Genomic DNA, 19,033 nt, shown 5'->3' on the forward strand with positions numbered 1-19,033 from the left:
CAACTGCATCATGCGGTATTAGCAGCTGTTTCCAACTGTTATTCCCCACTCCAAGGCAGGTTACTCACGCGTTACTCACCCGTCCGCCACTAAGTAAGTCAATCCGTTGTCCGAAAACTCCGTCATGAGCACTCCGTTCGACTTGCATGTGTTAAGCACGCCGCCAGCGTTCATCCTGAGCCAGGATCAAACTCTCAATAAAATGGTATCTAAACACCGAAGTGCTTAAATCATCTTATTGAAGCCTAATTCATAGCTTCAAAGAAATCCGTCAAGAGCCTTTCAAGTCACTCGACTAGAAAGGACTTCTGTCCTTTTCTGGTGCTTCGTGTTTCTTTCTTCACGTTGTTTAATTTACAAGGTGCACGCCGCTTTGCAGCGGGCTTTCATTTTACCACACTCAGTGATGTTTGTCAAGCACTTTTTTCAACTTTTTTCAAAGTTTTCGAAGCGCTCGGCTCGTTTGCGTCTTACGCGAACTCTGTTATCTTACCAGATCTTCAAGCTCTTGTCAAGAACTTTTTCGAGGTTTTCCGATTCTCTCGTGACTCTCGATGTCGTCCTCTCTGACGCGAACTCGTTTATTCTAGCAGGCTCGCAAGAGTTTGTCAAGCACTTTTTTCAGAGCTCAGAGATTTTCTTCTCCTCATCGTTCTGCCTTCGTGCCTCTCGCAAGGCGCTCAGTTAATATACCAAATCATTCCCACATTGTCAACACCTTTTTGCATTTTTCTTATTTTTTCTTTTCCAGCCCTTTTCCTTCCCTTTACCAACGGACCCTTTCCCCTGACTTGCAGGTGTGGGCGGATTGTGTTACTCTTAATATTATATGAAAGACGAGGGAGGTTTTCCCATGCCCATTAAGATCGCCGACTCCCTTCCCGCCCGCGCCACACTGGAAGGCGAGAACATCTTTGTCATGACAGAATATCGGGCCATGCACCAGGACATCCGCCCGCTGAACGTCCTGATCCTGAATCTGATGCCCACTAAGATTGTCACTGAGACCCAGATCCTGCGCAAGCTCTCCAATACGCCCCTCCAGGTCGCGGTAGAACTGCTGCGCACCTCCAGCTATCAGTCTCATAACACTGACGAGGATCACCTGGCTTCCTTTTATACTACCTTTGACCAGATCCGTGACCGGCGGTATGACGGTATGATAATCACCGGGGCCCCGGTGGAAAATCTGGACTTTGACCAGGTGGATTACTGGGATGAGCTGTGTGAGATCATGGAGTGGTCCAAAACCCACGTTCACTCCACCCTCCATATCTGCTGGGGCGCCCAGGCAGGACTCTACTATCATTATGGGATCGAAAAGCGTTCCCTGCCGGAAAAGCTCTTTGGCGTCTTTGACCACCGGGTCCTCAAACCCAGCTCTCCCCTGTTCCGTGGTTTTGATGACGTCTTCCAGGCCCCCCACTCCCGCTACACGGAGGTCTACGAGAGCGATATCCGCTCCACTCCCGGTCTGGAGCTGCTCTCCGTCTCCGGCGATGCCGGCGTTTTCGCAGTAAAGAGCGAGGACTCCCGCCAGTTCTTTATCACCGGCCACCCGGAATATGACCCTGATACCCTCTCCCGGGAATATTTCCGGGACGTGGAAAAGGGCCTTTCCATCCATGTCCCCCACCATTATTTCCCCAACAACGACCCGTCGCGCCCCCCCATCGTCCGTTGGAGGAGCGCCGGTCAGCTGCTCTATACAAACTGGCTCAATTACTATGTCTATCAGACTACTCCCTATGACATCTCAGAAGTACGCTGAGCCAACTGCATCTGTCCGCCTGAGCATGTCGCAACAGAGCTTTCGAGTGTGAGCGTATTCCGCTTTGGGTGTGAAAAAGTCGGAGCAAGCGATACAAAGCTTGCTCCGACGTGGTGCGCCTGAAGGGACTCGAACCCACACGCATCGCTGCACGAGAACCTAAATCTCGCATGTCTACCAATTCCATCACAGGCGCATATTTAGTTGTAAAGATTGCAGGCACCAGAAAGGGAGTGGTAACTCTGTCACTGTGGTGACAGCACCCAAACCCTCCCAATCTACCAATTCCACCATACCCGCATATGGGAAGGCAAGCACGCTTCTCCGGTGTGACAGGCCGGAGTGCCACTGTGCTGCACTTCTGTAATATAAGATGTATTTTACCATCCGACGATAAAAAAGTCAATTGCGCCCTGGTGCGGAACGTGGTATCATGGAGATGTTAATGCCGCGTCACGCCAGCCAAGCATGGCGGACGCATGGGAGGGATACCATGAATCGCACGCCAAAGGTCGCCGCCGTCCAGGATCTGTCCGGTCTGGGCCGCTGCTCCCTCTCGGTGATCCTGCCGGTCCTCTCTGTCATGGGTACTCAATGCTGTCCTCTGCCCACGGCGGTCCTTTCTGCCCACACCGCCTTTCCCGCCCCGGAGGCCGCCGCATTCCAGGACCTCACCGGCGCCATGGAGCAAACTCTGGACCACTGGGAAGCCCTTCATGTCACCTTTGACGCCATCTATTCCGGCTTCCTCGGCTCCTTGCAGCAGATCGCACTCCTGCGCCGTCTTATCCAACAGTTTCGTCAGAAGGAGACCCTGGTCCTCATTGATCCCGTCATGGGAGATCACGGCCGGGTCTACCGCACCTATACCCAAGAGATGTGCGAGCAGACAGCCCTGCTGGCCGCCGAGGCCGATCTCATCACCCCCAATCTTACAGAAGCCGCTCTTCTGCTGGGGGAGCCCTTTGATCGCATCCCCACCACGCAGGCCGGGATCGAAGCGTGGCTCCAGAGGCTTTCTCTGGATGGAAAGCGTTCCGTGGTCATCACCGGCGTGAGTCTGGCCCCCAAGACCCTGGGCGCCGGGTGCCTGGACGGCGCCAGCGGGAAGATCCGCTTCGCCATGGCCAGACAGGAACCAGGGCAATTTTTTGGCACCGGGGACCTCTTTGCCGCCGTGCTGCTGGGCAGTCTTCTCCGTGGCGAGGCCCTGTCTGAAGCCACCGCCCGAGCGGTAGACTTCATCCAAAAGGCCGTGGCCCGGACCCTGACCGCCGGCACCCCCATGCTGGAGGGCGTACAATTCGAGCCGCTCCTCCAGGAGCTGGTCTGAACGACACCGGGACAGACTGGATCGCCTCCGAACATTTGTTTCCAGTTATCTAGGAATATGAAAGCTCAAAAGGAGAGACGCCGCACAAGCGGCGTCTCTCCTTTTGAGCTTTCAGCAAACGATTTTCTATGATCCACACCCGCAACCACGTCACTCCGCCGCTGCCAGCAGCTGACGGGTATAGGGGTGCTGTGGGTGGGCAAAGAGCTCATCCACCGTGTTCTCCTCCACGATATGTCCCTTCTTCATCACAATGACCCGGCTGCAGATCTGGTAGACCACATTGAGGTCGTGGCTGATGAAGAGATAGCTCAGGTCATACTCCTTTTTGAGGTCCACCAAGAGCTGGAGGATCTGGGCCTGGATGGTGACGTCCAGGGCGCTCACCGGCTCGTCGGCCAGGATGAGCTTCGGGTGGGTGATGACGGCGCTGGCGATGGAGATACGCTGTCGCTGGCCGCCGGAGAGCTCCCAGGGGCGGCGCTGGGCAAATTCCGGCCCCAGGCCGATCTTCACCAGCATCTCCTCCACCGCCGCCCGGCGCTGTTCAGCGGTCAGGCCGCCGGTTACCCGGAGGGGCTCTTCCAAAATCCAACCCACGGTGTGGGCAGGATTGAGACTGCTGAAAGGGTCCTGAAAGACCATCTGAGGACGCCGGGACCGGTGGATGATCTCTCCGTCACAGGTCCCTCCATAGTCCCCCAGCATGCCCAGGATGGCCCGGGAGAGGGTGGTCTTGCCGCAGCCGGACTCTCCCACCAGCCCCAGGATCTCCCCCTGCGCGATGTGGAAGCTCACGTCATGGAGGACCTGCTTCCGGGCGCTTTTCCGCCCGAGGAGCGCGGGACCCCCGCCGTAATAGCTGTTGAGATGGCGCACCTCCAGCACCGGTTCTGTCTCCATGCTGCGGACCTCCTCTCTTATATCAGTTTCCGTTCCCGGGTGGGGATGGCCGCAATGAGCCGCCTGGTATAGTCCATTTCAGGGGCGTGGAAGATGTCCTCCACCCGTCCCTCCTCCACCAGACGCCCGCCCTGCATGACGATGACCCGCTCGCACAGCTTGCGGACCACATGGAGGTCATGGCTGATAAAGAGGATGGCCGTCCCCTGTTCCCGGTTGAGCTTGCGCAGCAGCGCCAGAATCTGGGCCTGGATGGTGACGTCCAGAGCGGTGGTGGGCTCATCGGCCAGCAGCAGCTTGGGCTGGGAGACAATGGCCGCCGCGATCATCACCCGTTGGAGCATGCCGCCGGAGAGCTCATGGGGATATTTCCCATAGAGCTCCTCCGGCTCCGGGAGCTCCGCCTGGGCCATGGCCTCCAGGGCCCGTGCCCGGCGCTCCCGCGGGGTGAGCCTGGTGTGGAGGAGCAGGCTCTCCTCCACCTGGGGCCCGATGCGCATGAGGGGGTCCAGGCTGGTCATGGGCTCCTGAAAAACCACCGAAAGGTCGCTCCCCTGGATCTGGCGCAGTTCATCCTCCCCACACTGGAGAAGTTCCCTACCGGCCAGGGAGATGCTCCCCCGGACCTCCACCTGCCGCCAGGGCAGCAGGCCGCTGATGCTCATGGCGGTGACGGTCTTTCCGCTGCCCGACTCCCCCACCAGGCCCAGGATCTCCCCCTCGTTCAGGCAGAATGAGACCCCGTCCACGGCGCAGCGGCCGGTCTTGTCCCGGAGGAAGCGGACATGCAGGTCATCGACACACAAAAGCCTTCCCATGGTCACACCTCCTGATCCCGCTGGGCCCGGCGCTGGAGCCCCTCGCTGAGGAGGCTGAAACCCAGGATGAGCAGGGCGATGGCGCCGCCCACGCTGAGGGCATACCAGGGGGCGCTGCCCAGATAGGTCTGGCTGTCGCTGAGCATGGAGCCCAGGCTGGCATAGGGCGGCTGGATGCCAATGCCCAGAAAGCTCATGCTGGCCTCGCTGAGGATGGCGTTGTTGAAGCCGATGGTGACGGCGCTCAGCAGCACCGGCATGGTGTTGGGCAGGATGTGGGAGAACAGGATGCGCACCTTCCCCACCCCCACAAGCCGGGCGGAGCGGATATAGTTGAGGTCCCGGCACCGGGCAAACTCCCCCCGGACGATGCGGGCGAAGCTGGGGATAAAAAGGACGCCCAGGGCGAAGATCACATTATAGGTGCCCTGCCCGATGATGCTCACCACCACCAGGGCCAGCAGAATGCTTGGGAAGGCGGTGATGGAGTCGCACACCCGGGTGAGGATCACATCGGCGGGGCCGCCGAAGTAGCCGCACAGGCTGCCGATGAGGATCCCGAACACACACCCGATGGCCACCACACACACGGCAATGAAGAAGGAGGTGCCTGCGCCGCTGAGGACCCGGCTGAAAATATCCCGGCCAAAGTTGTCGGTCCCCAGCAAATGGAGGAGGGAGGGCCCCTGGTTCTTGGCGGCGGCATCCATGGCGGTGGGACCGTAGGGGGTCCAGACGTAGCCCACCAGGATCAGGGCCACCATGACCCCGCTGATGGCGCCGCCGATATAGAGCAAAGGATTTCCTTTTTCTTTCATCGTTAATTGGACCTCCTCAGCGCAGTCTGAGCCGGGGATCTACCAGCTGGTAGAGAAGGTCGGCCACAAAGTTTACCAGAACGATCCAGGCGGCCATGATGACCACGATGGCCTGGACCACAGGGAAGTCCCGGTTGGAGATGCTGGCGAGCAGCAGACGTCCCACCCCGGGAATGGTGAAGACCTGCTCGATAATGATGGTGCCGGTCATGATCTCGGCGGCGGAGACCGCCAGGAAGGTGATGACCGGGATAAGGGCATTTTTGAGCACATGGCGGCGGAGGATGTTCCCCCGGTCTCCGCCCCGGCTGCGGGCGGTGCGGACATAGTCCTTGCCCGACTCCTGGAGGATGGCGCTGCGGAGCATTTTCACTGTCATGGCGATGCGGGGGATGGCGATGGACAGGGCGGGCAGGATGAGATAGCTGAGGAAGGCGCCCCAGTCCTGGGTGTAGGAGACAAAATCTCCGGGCGTGAAGACCTTGAGGACGATGCCGAAGAGGAAACAGGCCAGGATACCGATAAAAAAGGCGGGAACGCTCATGACCACCTGATCCACCGCCGTGACCAGGCCGTCCAGCCAGCCGCTGCGGACGCTGCCGGCCAGGATGCCCAGGGGGATGGAGAGGACGATGGTAACGGCAAAGGAGAGCAGCGTGAGGAGGAAGGTGATGGCCAGCTTCTCCCCCAGCATATCGGCCACCGGCATGTGGTAGCTGTAACTCATCCCCATGTCCCCCCGCAGGAAGCTGGTGAGCCAATCCCAGTACCGCACCGGAATGGGCCGGTCCAGCCCCAGCTCGGCCCGGAGCTCGGCCCTGGCCGCCTCGGTGGCCTCGGTGCCCAGGAGCTTGGTGGTGGGGTCGCCGGGGATGATCTGGAAGGCCAGGAAGGCGAGGAGAGAAACAATGAACAATGTAATAATGAGAGTGAGGAATTTTTTCGCGGCATATTTCATCTCCTCGCCTCCTTTCTGCCTTTCTGCGCCGTCTGGGGTCAGGCGGCGGCGTTAAAATAGAGCTTGGACATATCGATCACGTAGAGGGGATAGAACTCATACCCCTCCAGATCGGGGTGCATGGCCACAAAGTCGGCCATATCCTGGAGGTAGACGTTGGCCGCCGTGTCGCTGAGGAGCTTCAGGCACTCCTTATAGTGGGCGGTCTGCTCTGCGTCGTCCACGGTGGACTGAGCGGCGGCGTAAGCGGCATCATAATCAGCATTGTTGTAGTTAATCATGTTCTTGTCGTTGTCGCTCACCCACCGGGCCAGCATGCCGCTGGCGTTGAGGGTGCTGGAGTCGAAGCCCACCACGGTGGACTGGAAGTTCCGCCCGCCATAGACGTCGTTCACCCAGGTGTTCCAGTCCACCAGCTGGATCTCCGCCTTCACCCCCACAGCGGAGAGCTGCTCCACCAGCACGGTGGCGGTGTCCACATGGGGCTGGTAGTTGCTGGGCACGGTGATGGTGAAGGAGAAGCCGTCGGGATAGCCCGCCTCGGCCAGCAGCGCCTTGGCCTTCTCCACATCGTGGGGATAGGCGTCGGCCAGGCTGGCGTCAAAGTACTTGGCGAAGGCGGGGTACATGGAGGAGCCCACCCTGGTGCCGTGGCCCTCGGCGGTGAGGGAGAGCATGGCGTCCACATCCACCGCGTAGCACAGGGCCTGGCGGACCTTCTCGTTGTTGAAGGGCTCCACGGCGTTGTTGAGGTAGAGGGCCTGCACCAGGTTCATGGTCCCCTCCAGCACCTGATAGCCGTTGCTCAGGTTGTTCACCTGGTCGATGGTCAGGTGGGCCACCAGATCCAGCGCGCCGGAGTCCAGCGCGGTGAAGAGGGCCGTGCCGTCTTCGTAGATCTTGTAGGTCACCTTGTCCAGGTGGGCGGGCTCCCCGTAGTACTCCCCGTGCTTTTCCAGGATGATGTTCTCCTGGACGCTGCGGGAGACGAACTTGAAGGGGCCGGTGCCCACGGGCTGGGTGACCTGCGCGTCGTAGCCGGCGGGGACGATGTATACGCTGGCCACATAGCTGAGGAAATCGCTGTTCGGGGCGCTCAGGACCATGGTGATGACATTTCCGTCCACCGTCATGCTGGTGACAGCAGAAAGCGCCTCCACCACGGCGGAAGTCACCGAGGTAGCGGCGCAGGTCTCAAAGGAATAGAGCACGTCTTCGGGGGTACATACAGCGCCGTTATGGAAGACCACGTTGTCACGCAGGGTGAACGCGTAGGTCAGACCATCCTCCGAAATGGAGACGTCGGAGGCGACGGCGTTGACGTAATTCCCGCTGGAATCGGGCTTTACCAGCCCTTCAAAGACGTTGAACATGACCTCTCTAGTTCCTGCGGCCGTCATCTGATACGGGTCAAGACTATCATCCAGGTCCTGGGCGATCCCCACGTTGAGTTCATTGGCGTGGGGCGCCCCGGAAGAAGGCGTAGTTTCGTCGCTGGGGGCGGGTGTCTGAGTCGTTGCTCCTCCGCATGCGCTGAGTGAACACGCCAGGGCAGCCGCCGCCAGGAAAACTGCAAGAATCCGTTTTTTCATTGCCCATTCTCCTTCCGCTGTCCGATGGGACAGCGTTACAACAAAATAACTTCTTCTCCCATTATTAAATTGTCGCGCTCTATTGTAGTGCATCCCGTCGGAAATTACAAGGGTCCAAACGATTTTTTTGCCGCCCGGCCCTCTCTTTTTGTATAATCTACACTTGTCCTTTATCTTGACGCTTGTAGATTATTGGCGTATGATATGTCCAGAAGATGGCCGGACGGTACGTGGTCCGGTCTCAGCGATCGGAGGTAATTTTATGATGCACCCGGCAGACGAGGGGCTGGACCTGCGGCAGCGCCGCACCCGGCAGGCCCTGGTAAAGGCTCTGGGGGAGCTGATGCTGGAGCGGCCCTTCCAGAACCTTTCCGTCACCGATATCTGTCAGCGGGCCATGGTCCACCGCACTACTTTTTACGCCCATTTCAGCGACAAGCAGGAGCTGCTGCGCTATCTGCTGCTGGGGCTGGAGCGGGAGTGCGTGGAGACCTGTCTGCCCCGGGACTGGCCGGGGAGCGCCCGGGACTATTTTCTCTCTGCCGCCCGGAATATCCTGGATTTCTTCCTGGCCAGGCGGACCCTCTACCAGGCCTGCCACCAGAGCGGCGCCGACGCCGACGCCCATGTGCTGGAGGACAAGGCGGCTGAGGACCTGAGCCGTCTGCTCTCCCACCCCAGGTTCCAGGCCGTAGCCCCCGGCTGCGACAGCGCCATCACCGCCCGGTTTTATGCCGGGGCCATGTTCTCGCTGCTCCGCTGGTGGCTGAACAGCGACGACCCCGTCCCTGTGGAGCGCCTCCTCTTCCATCTGGATCGCTTCATACCCGCCCTTTGAGTCAGGAGGTCAGCCTATGGACCAGGAAAAACACACCGAAACCCTTATGACCAAGCTCTCGCGCTTTATCGTAGACAAGCGGAAAGCCTTCTACCTCGTCTTTCTGGCGGCCTTTTTGTTCTGCGCCGCCTCCATTGACAAGGTGGAGGTCAACAACGACATCACCTCTTACCTGCCGGAGGACACCGAGACCCGCCGGGGCCTGACCCTCATGGACGAGGAGTTCATCACCCTGGGGGCCGCCGATATCATGGTCTCCAACATCCCGCTGGATACCGCCTGGGACCTCTCCCGAAAGCTGGAGGTCCTGCCCGGCATCTCCGGCGTCGACTTTGACGAGACCGACGACCACTACCACGACTCGGCCGCCCTTTTCTCCATCTCCTTTGACGCCCCGGAGGACGACCCGGAGGCCGTCGCCGCCCTTCAGGCCGCACAGAACGCCCTGGAGGGTTATGACGTCTATGTCTCCACCCAGGTGGGCCGGGACGACTCCGCCAACCTCCAGAAGGAGATGACGGTCATCCTGCTCATCGCCGCGGTGGTCATCGTCGTGGTCCTCCTCTTCACCTCCAAAAGCTACATGGAGGTGCCCGTCTACCTCATCGTGTTCGCCGCCGCCGCCGTGCTCAATATGGGCACCAACTTCATCTTCGGCACCATCTCCTTCATCACCAACTCCATCGCCGTGGTGCTCCAGCTGGCCCTGGCCATCGACTACGCCATCATCTTCTGCCACCGGTACATGGAGGAGCTGGACAACGGCCTAGCCCCCCGGGAGGCCGACATCGCCGCCCTGAGCAAGGCCATCGTGGAGATCTCCTCCTCCAGCCTCACCACCATCTCGGGTCTGGTGGCCCTCATGCTCATGCAGCTGCGCATCGGCTTCGACATGGGCATCGTCCTGGCCAAGGGCATTGTGTGCAGCATGCTGTGCGTGTTCCTGCTCATGCCCGGGCTCCTCATGCTCTTCAGCCAGCCCATCGAGCGCACCCGCCACAAAAATCTGGTCCCCAGCATCGACTTCTGGGGCCGCGGGGTACTGAAGCTGCGCTACATCCTGCCCCCCGTCTTCCTGGTGGTCCTGGCGGCCTGCGCCATCCTCTCCAGCAAGTGTGAATACGTCTTCGACACCAATGACGCAGATTTTGACAACAAGCCCGCCTGGCGCATCGCCGACGAGAAGGTCACCGATACCTTTGGCAAAAAGAACACCATCGCCGTGCTGGTGCCCCGGGGCGACTACGAAAAGGAAAAGACCGTCCTCCGTCAGGTGGAGGCCCTGGGGCCGGTCACCTCGGCCACCGGCCTTGCCAATGTGGAGGTGGAGGACGACTATGTGCTCACCGACGCCCTCACCCCCCGGCAGTTTTCGGAGCTGGCCGGGGTGGACATCGAGCTCTGCCGCCTGCTCTATCAAGCCTATGGCCTGAGCGAGGAGGAGTACGGCGCCATCTTCCAGGACCCCGACGACTACGCCGTCCCCCTCATCGACGTCTTTGAGTTCCTGCTGGAGCAGAAGGACAAGGGCGTTGTGAACCTCACCGGCGAGCAGGAGGAGAAGGTGGAGGACCTCCGGGAGGAGCTGGACCTGGGCCTTGAGCAGCTCCGGGGCGAAAACTGGTCCCGCCTGGTCTTCGTGGCCGATATCCCCATCGAAGGGGAGGAGACCTACGCCCTTCTGGACCAGATCCGGGCCATCGCCCAGGCCCAGTACGGAGACGAGGTCATCCTGGTGGGCAACTCCACCAACGCCTTCGACTTGGCCAGCTCCTTCTCTGGCGACAACATGAAGATCAGCGTGCTCACCGCCCTCTTCGTCATGGTGATCCTCCTCTTCACCTTCAAGTCCGCCGGACTTCCCGTGCTGCTGGTGCTCACCATCCAGGGCTCCATCTGGATCAACTTCTCCGTCCCCGTGCTCACCGGCACCAACCTCTTCTTCCTGAGCTATCTGGTGGTCAGCTCCATCCAGATGGGCGCCACCATCGACTACGCCATCGTCATCACCAACCGCTACCTGGAGCTCAAGGGCGTCATGGACCGGAAGGACGCCATCGTGGCCGCCCTGAGCCAGAGCTTCCCCACCGTGCTCACCTCGGGCACCATCATGTCCGTGGCCGGCTTCCTCATCGGCGGCATCTCCACCGACGCCACCATCGGCTCTGTGGGCCTGACCTTGGGCCGGGGCACCGTCACCTCCATCTTCCTGGTGATGAGCGTGCTGCCCCAGCTGCTCCTGCTGGGCGACGCCCTCATCGAGCGCACCGCCATCACCCTCAACCGGGACCGGAAGCAGCGGTTCAACCAGGGGGCCATGCGTCTGGACGGCCACGTCCGCGGCCATGTGGCCGGCTTCGTGGACGGCGAATTCAAGGGGGTCATCCGCGGCAGCGTGGACGCCCTCATCGAAAGCAAATATCAGGAGCTGGAAGGCTCCAGCCAGGAGGACGAGACATGAGAGCACTGAAACGATTTGCCGCCCTGCTGCTGGCCGGGCTCCTCCTCTCCGGGCAGGTCCTCCCCGCGCTGGCGGCCAGCCCGGACCTGGTCATTGAGGACCGGGAGGACTTCCTGGCCTTTGCCCGCAGCTGCACCAGCGACAGCTGGTCCCAGGGCCTCACCGTGTCCCTCGCCGCTGACATCGACCTGAGCGGCAGCGGCTTTACCCCCATCCCCATCTTCCAGGGCACCTTCCTGGGCAACGGCCACACCGTCCAGGGCTTCTCCCTCACCCAGAAGGGCTCCCGGATGGGCCTGTTCCGCACGCTGACCGAGACCGCCGTGGTGGAATCCCTGACCGTGGAAGGGGCCGTGGCCCCCGACGGCACCGCCTGCCTGGTGGGGCTGCTGGCCGGGGAAAACCTGGGGACCCTCCGGAGCTGCTACGCCAAGGGGGCCGCCACCGGCATCGAAACCTTGGGCGGTCTGGTGGGCCGCAACGGGGAGAGCGGCGTCATCGAGGGATGCAGCAGCACCGCCTCCGTCTCCGGCACCACCAGCGCCGGCGGCATCGCCGGCGAGAATCTGGGCCTCATCCGTACCTGCACCAATGCCGGTGAGATCGACACCGACGCCGACCAGGACCCGCCCACCAATGTGGGCGGCATCGCCGGGCTCTCCCGGGGGACCATCCAGGGCTGCCGCAACACCGGGCCGGTGGGATACCGCCACCTGGGCTACAACATCGGCGGCATTGCCGGACTTCACTCCGGCAGCCTGCTGGACTGCGTCAACACCGGCGAGGTCCAGGGCCGCAAGGATGTGGGCGGCATCGCCGGGCAGTTCGAGCCCGACACCCAGTTCACCTACGGCCCCTCTCCCCTGGACCGGCTCAACGACAGTCTGGCCGTTCTCTTTGACCACATGTCCGTCTTTGTCGACCAGGTCAACGACATCAGCGCCCGGGGCCTGGACGACGCCCAGGTCATCACCGACGCCCTGGGCGCGATCCAGGACCGCACCCATGACGCCGGCACGGAGGGGCATGAGGATTTCCGCGCCATGTCCGATACCCTCTACATTTATACGCAGGACATCGGCGACGCCCTGGACCGGCTCCGGGCCAGCTCCGACACCTTCCAGTCCCAGGCCAACGACGATCTGAACGACCTGCTGGACGAGACCGACCGCTTCCGCGGTGCCATGGACGACATGCTCTCCGGCGTGGACAGCGGCCTCACTCAGGCCATCGAGGCCCTGGCTGACAGCGCCGACGACATCCACCGGCAGGGGAACGTCATCCAGAACGCCCTCTCCCAGATGGACCAGGAACTGCGCGACCTCCACGACTACATCCGAGAGGTGACCGAGCTGGTGGCCGGTGGGGACTTTACCGGCGCGCTGTCGGTCCCCTTCCCCTCCCTGGACCCCAAGGGACACCTCAGCGACATCGGCGACGCCGCCTCCACCATCTCCCGGCTGCTGCGCGACCTCACCAGCCAGTGGAACGACATCAGCCAGGACACCTCTGACCGGCTGGCGGAGGCCAGAGACCAGGCCGATGAGGCCGCCGACGCCCTCTACGACGCCGCCGACCACCTGCTCACCCTCTCTGACCGTTTTTCCGGCCAGGTGTCCGACGAGCTGGACGACGTGAGCAACGGCGGCAGTCACATCCGTGACCTGCTCAAAGAATACACCGACACCTTGGGCGACAAGACCCAGGCCGCCGCCGACGACATTGACGCCCAGCTCACCATCATCCGGGACCAGGTGGACCAGATGACCCAGGCCGCCGGCACGGACAACGACGCCCTCCACGCCACCGCCGACCAGATCATCGGCTCTCTGGACCAGGTGCGCCAGGCCATTCATGACCTGGGCGAGAAGCCGGAGCTCACCGTCGCCGAGTTGGCCGAGGAGGTCGTCGAGGGCCCCGGCCTCATCCGGGGCTGCACCGTCGCCGCGTCGGTCTCAGGCGACTCCAATACCGGCGGCATCGTGGGCACCGTGGGCCTGGAGCTTGGGGGCGACCCGGAGGAGACCTCCACCCTGGAGGACATGGAGCTCCTCACTGACGTCACCGCCACCCTGCGCTCCGTGATCCGGGACTGCCGCTTTGACGGCGCCATCACTGCCCGGAACGACTGCGCCGGCGGCATCGCAGGCCGGTGTGAGACCGGCGCCATCCTGGACTGCATTGCCCGGGGCACCGTGGAGACCGGCACCGACTACGCCGGCGGCATCGCGGGCCGCACCCAGGGCGTCGTGACCCGGTGCGCCGCTCTTGTGGACCTCACCGGCGAAAGCTGGCTGGGCGGCATCACCGGCTTGGGCGGCGATCTCACCGACTGCCGGGCCATGGTGCGCTGCGACAGCGACGGCGAAGCCCTGGGCGCCATCACCGGAGAGAGCGACGGCGACCTCGCCGGCAACCGCTACCTGCTGGAGGACCTGCCCGGCCTGGACGGGGTGGACGTGGCCGGGGCCGCCCAGGGCCTGGACTTTGACGCCTTCGCCCAGCTGTCCGGTGTGCCTGCCGACTTCCTCACCTTCTCCTATACCTTCGTGGTGGATGGCCGGACGGTGGCCGAGCTGCCCTTCTCCTATGGGGACGATCTGGACTCCGCTCTGATCCCTGAGACGCCGGAAAAGGACGGTCAGTTCGGCGTCTGGCCTGACTTCCCCACCCAGGACCTCCGGCGGTCCATGGTGCTGGAGGCCGTTTTCACCGCCCCCGTCACCACCCTATCCTCCGGGGAAGACCTCCCAGTTCTGCTGGCCCAGGGCACCTTCGTCCCCGGCGCTATCCTGGACGTGGAGACCCTCCCCCTGCCCGACGAGGTCCCCGCCGGTTATGCCCCGGCGGCAGCCTATGCCTATTCCATCACCGGCTGCGAAGGCGGCACTGTCCTCCTGCGCCTCCGGACACAGGATGTGGACCGCCCCGCCGCCGCGCTCCTGACGGACGGCGTCTGGCAGCTGGCCGAGGTCCAGACCGACGGCAGCTATCTGGTGCTGGAGGCCCCCGCAGAGGGGCAGGTCCTCCTGCTGGACCACACCTCCCCCGGCGCACAGGGCTGGATTCTGGCCACCGGGGCGGGCGCAGCCGCCCTCTTTCTCCTTCTTCTTTTGAAGGGGCGCCGGCGAAAAAAACGAGCTCCCTGCGCGATCTCGTAAAGGCGCTTTACCGCAAGCGTCTGGTCATAAGGGCTGGGTCAACAACCTGGCCCTTATTGATTTTAGATCGGGATGCCCCGCTCACAGATGCGCCTCGGCCCCACACATTTTTTGCTCAAACAACGCCCCTTATTTTACCATTTATTCTTTTGTCGATTATTTCGATTCTTCAGTATTATTTCTTTGCTCTTTTAGGTCGATTGAAAAAATGAAGCCAGGTTTTCCTTTATTTTTGAGGATCCATTGGCTTCCCTCATCGCCAACCAGCCAAGCACGATGCTCTGACCAGCCCGGGACGCTTTGAAAAAAGGAGATTTTTGTATGGAAAAAACAGAACATACGGCGCATTCCCGTCACTCTGTGCGCACCTCGCTTTTACTGATGGTGGTTCCAACGGTATTTCTCTCTATGGCCATCCTGTCTCTGATGGGTTATTTCAGTGCAAGTCGTGTCCTCAAAACCGCGGCTGAAGATGAGATGTCCCTGTGTCTTTCCGTTGCATCGGAGTCTATTGAAAACTCTCTTTCCAACAATCGCATGGTGGCTGAGACCATGGCCAGGAGTGTGGAGGCCATCCACAATCAGGCTGTGACCACCCTCACGCCCACCGTGGGACCCGATGGCACAATGGGCGCCCCTTCCGGCGCCGAGTGGGAAGAATCCTCTTATGAAGATATTCTGACCGGCTTTATTGGCAGCAACGCCGAGACCTTTGGCGGTGGCATCTGGTTTGAGCCCCATGCCTACCGGGCCGATCAGCAATACTTTTCCCCCTATTGCATGCGCGAAAATGGCCATCCGGTTTATGTGGACAACTATTCTCTGGGAGACGGTATCTACTATACGGATCAGGATTGGTATACCAATGTAGTCAATACCTCCAAATCTTCCGTCTGGTCCGCCCCCTACTATGATTCGTTTGCTCAGATCTCCATGGTAACCTCCTCCGCCCCCATCTATGATGCGTCCGGTCGCTTCATCGGCGTAGCTACGACAGACATTGATCTCACTCAAATGCAGCAGATGATTCTCTCTTTGGATGTAGTTGCAGACGGCCGCGCTTTCCTTTTGGATGGTTCCGGCGTATATATCGCTGATGAGGATAGCGCCAAGCTGCTCAGCGCCAACATTCTTTCCGAGGAGAACCCCTCTCTGGCCCAGTTGGGAAACCAGATTCTGACTGAAAAAGAGGGCACTGGCAGCTATACAGAGAACGGAGAGACCTATCTGGCCTGGTTCCGTCAAATTCCGGAAAGCGGCTGGTATATCGTCACCACAGCTTCTGAGCAGGCGCTGATGTCCAGCGCCCGCTCACTGGGGGCCACCCTAGCCATCTTGAGCATCGCTTTCTCCATTATTCTCTTCCTCATTCTCTTCCTCTTCCTTCAAAAGGGCATCGTCCGGCACCTCAACCGCTTATCCACCACTGCGCAGCAGATCGCCAACGGAGATTTCTCCATCTCTACCGATCCCCATGCCAGACATGAATTCGGGGTAATCAATACCGCCCTGGAGGAGATGGTAGCCCGGTTGAGTCTGTACGTCGACTATATCTCCGAAGTCACCCATGCCCTCCAAGAAATGTCCGCTGGCAACTTTGTCTTTGATCTGCGGCATGACTACACGGGTGAATTTGCTGCCTTGAAGGACGGCCTTCTTTCCACAAGAGACCATCTCTCCAATACCATGAGCACCATTTCCGTAGCCGCAGAGCAGGTGGATGCCGGTTCCAATCAGGTAGCCGTCGGCGCCCAGTCCCAGGCCCAGGGAGCCACAGAGCAGACCTCCGGTATTCAGGCATTGGCTTCCATGATGTCCGAGCTCGAGCTTGATGTGGATACCAACACCCAGAATACCGATGAGGCAAACGCCCAGCTCCGCGAGGTCATTTTGGAGGTGGAGAACGGTGACCGAAAAATGTCCGAAATGCTCTCCGCCATGGATGAGATCAACGCCGCCTCTCAGGAGATCGGTCAGATCGTGAAAAATATCGAGGACATCGCCTTCCAGACCAATATCCTGGCTCTCAACGCCGCCGTAGAGGCCGCCAGGGCCGGTAACGCCGGAAAAGGCTTCGCAGTGGTGGCAGACGAGGTCCGCAATCTGGCCAACAAAACCTCCGAGTCCTCCGGTGAAACCGCACAGCTCATCTCCAAAGCCTTGGCCGCTGTTCATAACGGCAAGAAGATCGTGGATGAGACTGCGGAATCCTTCCGTTTGGTGACAGATGGCATCTCTCAGGTTGCGGCCCGCACACAAGGCATTGCCGAGCACTCTGCCCGTCAAAAAGAGGCCATCCGTCAGGCTACGGAAGGTGTGAACGAGATTTCCAATGTGATCCAGGCCAGCGCTGCCACTGCGGAAGAAAGTGCAGCCGCCAGTGAAGAGCTCTCCAGCCAGGCCCATCTGCTCAAGGAGCTGGTTGGTAAATTCCAGCTTTATCCCGAGCAGGAAGAGTGATTGCTGAAAAAGGAGTCCCCGCAGAACGTTCTGCGGGGACTCCTTTTTCAGCTGATGGATCATATTTTCCCTTCAGTCCAGCGTCTGGACGCAGGCGCCCAGGACACCGTCGCCGATGTAGACGCTCAAGGTGCTGTCGATCTCGCCCTCCCAGATGTGGTCGTAGTTGGGGAGGGCCGCCTTCAGCTTCTCCCGCAGCTCCTCCATCTCCGCCGGCGCGCCGCCGTTGGCCACCGCCAGATTGTACCGCTTGTGGCTGCCGCAGGCTTTCACCGTCAGATCCACCAGCTTGTCCATGACCTGCTTCCGGCCCCGGACCTTGGCGACGGACTGGAGCTGGCCGTCGGCTGCGAAGGTGATAAGGGGCTTGATCTGGAGCATAGTGCCCGCCATGGCCGCCACCTTGCCGATGCGTCCGCCCTTCTGGAGGTATTCCAGCGTGTCCACCGAGAAGAAGGGGTGGGACCCCTTGATGAGCTGGGGCACCCGCTTGTGGGTGAGCTCCCGCCAGGAGGCCCCCCCGCGCAGGTCCTCTGCCAGCTGCAGCATGGTGACGCCGGTGCCCAGGGAGCCGCTCACCGAGTCATAGACCTTGATCTCCAGGTCCTTCCGCTCCTCCGCCATGAGCCGCACCATGTTGTAGGTGCCGGAAAGCCCGCCGGAGAGCATCACGGCGATGACGCCGTCATAGCCCTGCGCGGCGATGCGGTCAAAGACCGCCGCGATGTCCTCCCCTGTGGGCAGGGAGGTCTTGGGCAGCTCGCCCTGCCGCAGCCGGGTGTAGATGTCGGCGGCGTGGATGTCCACGCCGTCCCGGTATTCCCCGTCGGCGCAGCGGATGCGCAGCGGGACCACATGGATGCGGTTTTCCTCCGCCACACGGTCGGGCAGATCGGCGCAGGAGTCAGTGAGCAGGGCGATTTTACGAGGGGCCATTGAGACATCATCTCCATCTGTTGACAGGGCCTGCGGCCCCGATATATAATAGGCTGAAACCATCACATAACACTGTTATGCTACTGAGTATTATAGGCTATCTCAGCCCGCTTGTCAACGGAAAGAAAGGAGATGTAAGCCGTGGAATATGCCCAGCGCAGGAAGCTGCAAAGCCAGGAGACCGAGCGCAAGATCCTCTATGCCGCCCTGGAGCTCATGCGGGAGCGGGGCTTTGACCGGGTCTCCGTCCGTGATATCTGCAAGGCCGCCGGCATCACCACCGGCGCCTTTTACCACCATTTCCCCTCCAAGGAGGCCCTGCTGGAGCACGGCTTCTCCCCGCTGGACGACTATATGCGCACCGTGCTGGAGGGCTGTGAGGAGGAGAGCCCCGACCAGCGTCTGTGGCGGCTGCTCTCCGCCTACGGCCGCTTCATGGAGCACAGCGGCGAGCTCATTGGCCGCTATTATCAGCGCCGGATCGCCGAACCCGGCACCAGAAGCATGGACCAGAGCCGCTACACCCTCCGGGCCATGGTGGAATGCTTCCGGCAGGCGGAGGCCCAGGGCATCCTGGCCCCCGGCCACTCCCCCGAGTGGATCGCCGACTTCTGTTTCCGCCACTTCCGCGGCGTGGTCATCGACTGGGCCCTCCACAGCTATTCCTATCCCCTCCTGCCCAGGATGGAGGAGGACTATCGTCTTTTCGTCACCCTGTTCCACGTCTGACCGAAACAAAAAAACAGGGTCTCTGACACGTCAGAGGCCCCTTTTTTGCAAAACTTTTTGTAGTTTCTCTTTTGTATTCTCCTCCGGGTATTGCAAAATGTGCCCCCGCAGGGCGTCCAGCGCCGCCCGGATCTCCGCCCCGCGCAGACCCATGGCGTAGAGCTCCCCGCCGGTGAGGGCGGGGACCGGCCCCGGCTCGGCCAGCACCGCCCGGCGCAGCCGCCGCTCTACCGGCAGGGCGGTAATGTCCAGTCC

The 19,033-nt window shown here is 61.1% G+C and carries 13 protein-coding genes, 1 tRNA gene, 1 rRNA gene and 1 pseudogene; 7 read left to right on the forward strand and 9 right to left on the reverse strand.

Annotated features, from left to right (window positions below; translation table 11 throughout):
* Positions 1–202 (reverse strand): 16S ribosomal RNA (locus tag Q0Y09_RS11575); the annotation flags it as partial.
* 651 nt (positions 203–853) lie between these two features.
* Between Q0Y09_RS11575 and metA the strand changes: the two genes are divergently transcribed.
* Positions 854–1,771 (forward strand): homoserine O-succinyltransferase, encoded by a 918-nt coding sequence (gene metA, locus Q0Y09_RS11580; protein WP_297721770.1) that lies wholly within the window; start codon positions 854–856, stop codon positions 1,769–1,771.
* 111 nt (positions 1,772–1,882) lie between these two features.
* Here the strand turns inward: metA and Q0Y09_RS11585 are convergent.
* A tRNA-Leu gene (locus Q0Y09_RS11585) sits at positions 1,883–1,967 on the reverse strand.
* Positions 1,968–2,264: 297 nt separating this feature from the next.
* Between Q0Y09_RS11585 and Q0Y09_RS11590 the strand changes: the two genes are divergently transcribed.
* Positions 2,265–3,104, forward strand: a complete 840-nt coding sequence (locus Q0Y09_RS11590) for a pyridoxamine kinase (protein ID WP_297721773.1) — start codon at positions 2,265–2,267, stop codon at positions 3,102–3,104.
* 150 nt (positions 3,105–3,254) lie between these two features.
* On the opposite strand, the gene Q0Y09_RS11595 is transcribed toward Q0Y09_RS11590, so the two are convergent.
* Genes Q0Y09_RS11595 through Q0Y09_RS11615 form a run of 5 tightly spaced genes read right to left on the reverse strand, consistent with a single transcriptional unit; the run spans position 3,255 to position 8,193 of the window.
* Positions 3,255–4,007, reverse strand: coding sequence for an ABC transporter ATP-binding protein (locus tag Q0Y09_RS11595; RefSeq protein ID WP_297721776.1), 753 nt, complete (start codon positions 4,005–4,007; stop codon positions 3,255–3,257).
* A gap of 17 nt (positions 4,008–4,024) precedes the next feature.
* Complete coding sequence (locus Q0Y09_RS11600; RefSeq protein WP_297721779.1) at positions 4,025–4,825, reverse strand: ABC transporter ATP-binding protein; 801 nt, start codon at positions 4,823–4,825, stop codon at positions 4,025–4,027.
* Positions 4,826–4,827: 2 nt separating this feature from the next.
* Complete coding sequence (locus Q0Y09_RS11605) at positions 4,828–5,643, reverse strand: ABC transporter permease (RefSeq protein ID WP_297721783.1); 816 nt, start codon at positions 5,641–5,643, stop codon at positions 4,828–4,830.
* A 16-nt stretch (positions 5,644–5,659) separates the two neighbouring features.
* Positions 5,660–6,601 (reverse strand): ABC transporter permease, encoded by a 942-nt coding sequence (locus Q0Y09_RS11610; protein ID WP_297721786.1) that lies wholly within the window; start codon positions 6,599–6,601, stop codon positions 5,660–5,662.
* Between the two features lie 38 nt (positions 6,602–6,639).
* On the reverse strand, positions 6,640–8,193 hold the full coding sequence (locus Q0Y09_RS11615) for an ABC transporter substrate-binding protein (protein ID WP_297721789.1): 1,554 nt from the start codon (positions 8,191–8,193) through the stop codon (positions 6,640–6,642).
* A gap of 262 nt (positions 8,194–8,455) precedes the next feature.
* Between Q0Y09_RS11615 and Q0Y09_RS11620 the strand changes: the two genes are divergently transcribed.
* From Q0Y09_RS11620 to Q0Y09_RS11635, 4 genes are all read left to right on the forward strand, one after another.
* On the forward strand, positions 8,456–9,031 hold the full coding sequence (locus tag Q0Y09_RS11620) for a TetR/AcrR family transcriptional regulator (RefSeq protein WP_297721791.1): 576 nt from the start codon (positions 8,456–8,458) through the stop codon (positions 9,029–9,031).
* A gap of 16 nt (positions 9,032–9,047) precedes the next feature.
* On the forward strand, positions 9,048–11,492 hold the full coding sequence (locus Q0Y09_RS11625) for an MMPL family transporter (protein WP_297721794.1): 2,445 nt from the start codon (positions 9,048–9,050) through the stop codon (positions 11,490–11,492).
* Positions 11,489–14,653: a GLUG motif-containing protein gene (locus Q0Y09_RS11630; RefSeq protein ID WP_297721797.1), complete on the forward strand. Its 3,165-nt coding sequence runs from the start codon at positions 11,489–11,491 to the stop codon at positions 14,651–14,653. The genes Q0Y09_RS11625 and Q0Y09_RS11630 overlap by 4 nt, the downstream gene beginning before the upstream one ends.
* A 537-nt stretch (positions 14,654–15,190) precedes the next feature.
* Positions 15,191–17,113 carry a methyl-accepting chemotaxis protein gene (locus Q0Y09_RS11635; protein ID WP_367184388.1) on the forward strand — a complete coding sequence of 641 codons (1,923 nt, stop codon included), beginning with the start codon at positions 15,191–15,193 and terminating at the stop codon, positions 17,111–17,113.
* A gap of 72 nt (positions 17,114–17,185) precedes the next feature.
* Here Q0Y09_RS11635 and Q0Y09_RS11640 read toward each other — a convergent pair whose 3' ends face one another.
* Complete coding sequence (locus Q0Y09_RS11640; protein ID WP_297721800.1) at positions 17,186–18,049, reverse strand: DegV family protein; 864 nt, start codon at positions 18,047–18,049, stop codon at positions 17,186–17,188.
* Between the two features lie 141 nt (positions 18,050–18,190).
* Here Q0Y09_RS11640 and Q0Y09_RS11645 point away from each other — a divergent pair, with 141 nt between their 5' ends.
* Positions 18,191–18,778: a TetR/AcrR family transcriptional regulator gene (locus Q0Y09_RS11645; RefSeq protein WP_297721804.1), complete on the forward strand. Its 588-nt coding sequence runs from the start codon at positions 18,191–18,193 to the stop codon at positions 18,776–18,778.
* A 30-nt stretch (positions 18,779–18,808) separates the two neighbouring features.
* On the opposite strand, the pseudogene Q0Y09_RS11650 reads toward Q0Y09_RS11645, so the two are convergent.
* A pseudogene (locus Q0Y09_RS11650) lies at positions 18,809–19,033 on the reverse strand (hypothetical protein); the annotation flags it as partial.

This window comes from Intestinimonas sp. (genome assembly GCF_026169115.1).
Classification (GTDB): Bacteria; Bacillota; Clostridia; order Oscillospirales; family Oscillospiraceae; genus Intestinimonas.

Bases quoted from the DNA above. Each gene is read 5' to 3' on its own strand.
- metA (WP_297721770.1), top strand. From the start codon at position 854: ATGCCCATTAAGATCGCCGACTCCCTTCCCGCCCGCGCCACACTGGAA.
- Q0Y09_RS11590 (WP_297721773.1), top strand. From the start codon at position 2,265: ATGAATCGCACGCCAAAGGTCGCCGCCGTCCAGGATCTGTCCGGTCTG.
- Q0Y09_RS11595 (WP_297721776.1), bottom strand. From the start codon at position 4,007: ATGGAGACAGAACCGGTGCTGGAGGTGCGCCATCTCAACAGCTATTAC.
- Q0Y09_RS11600 (WP_297721779.1), bottom strand. From the start codon at position 4,825: ATGGGAAGGCTTTTGTGTGTCGATGACCTGCATGTCCGCTTCCTCCGG.
- Q0Y09_RS11605 (WP_297721783.1), bottom strand. From the start codon at position 5,643: ATGAAAGAAAAAGGAAATCCTTTGCTCTATATCGGCGGCGCCATCAGC.
- Q0Y09_RS11610 (WP_297721786.1), bottom strand. From the start codon at position 6,601: ATGAAATATGCCGCGAAAAAATTCCTCACTCTCATTATTACATTGTTC.
- Q0Y09_RS11615 (WP_297721789.1), bottom strand. From the start codon at position 8,193: ATGAAAAAACGGATTCTTGCAGTTTTCCTGGCGGCGGCTGCCCTGGCG.
- Q0Y09_RS11620 (WP_297721791.1), top strand. From the start codon at position 8,456: ATGATGCACCCGGCAGACGAGGGGCTGGACCTGCGGCAGCGCCGCACC.
- Q0Y09_RS11625 (WP_297721794.1), top strand. From the start codon at position 9,048: ATGGACCAGGAAAAACACACCGAAACCCTTATGACCAAGCTCTCGCGC.
- Q0Y09_RS11630 (WP_297721797.1), top strand. From the start codon at position 11,489: ATGAGAGCACTGAAACGATTTGCCGCCCTGCTGCTGGCCGGGCTCCTC.
- Q0Y09_RS11635 (WP_367184388.1), top strand. From the start codon at position 15,191: ATGGTGGCTGAGACCATGGCCAGGAGTGTGGAGGCCATCCACAATCAG.
- Q0Y09_RS11640 (WP_297721800.1), bottom strand. From the start codon at position 18,049: ATGGCCCCTCGTAAAATCGCCCTGCTCACTGACTCCTGCGCCGATCTG.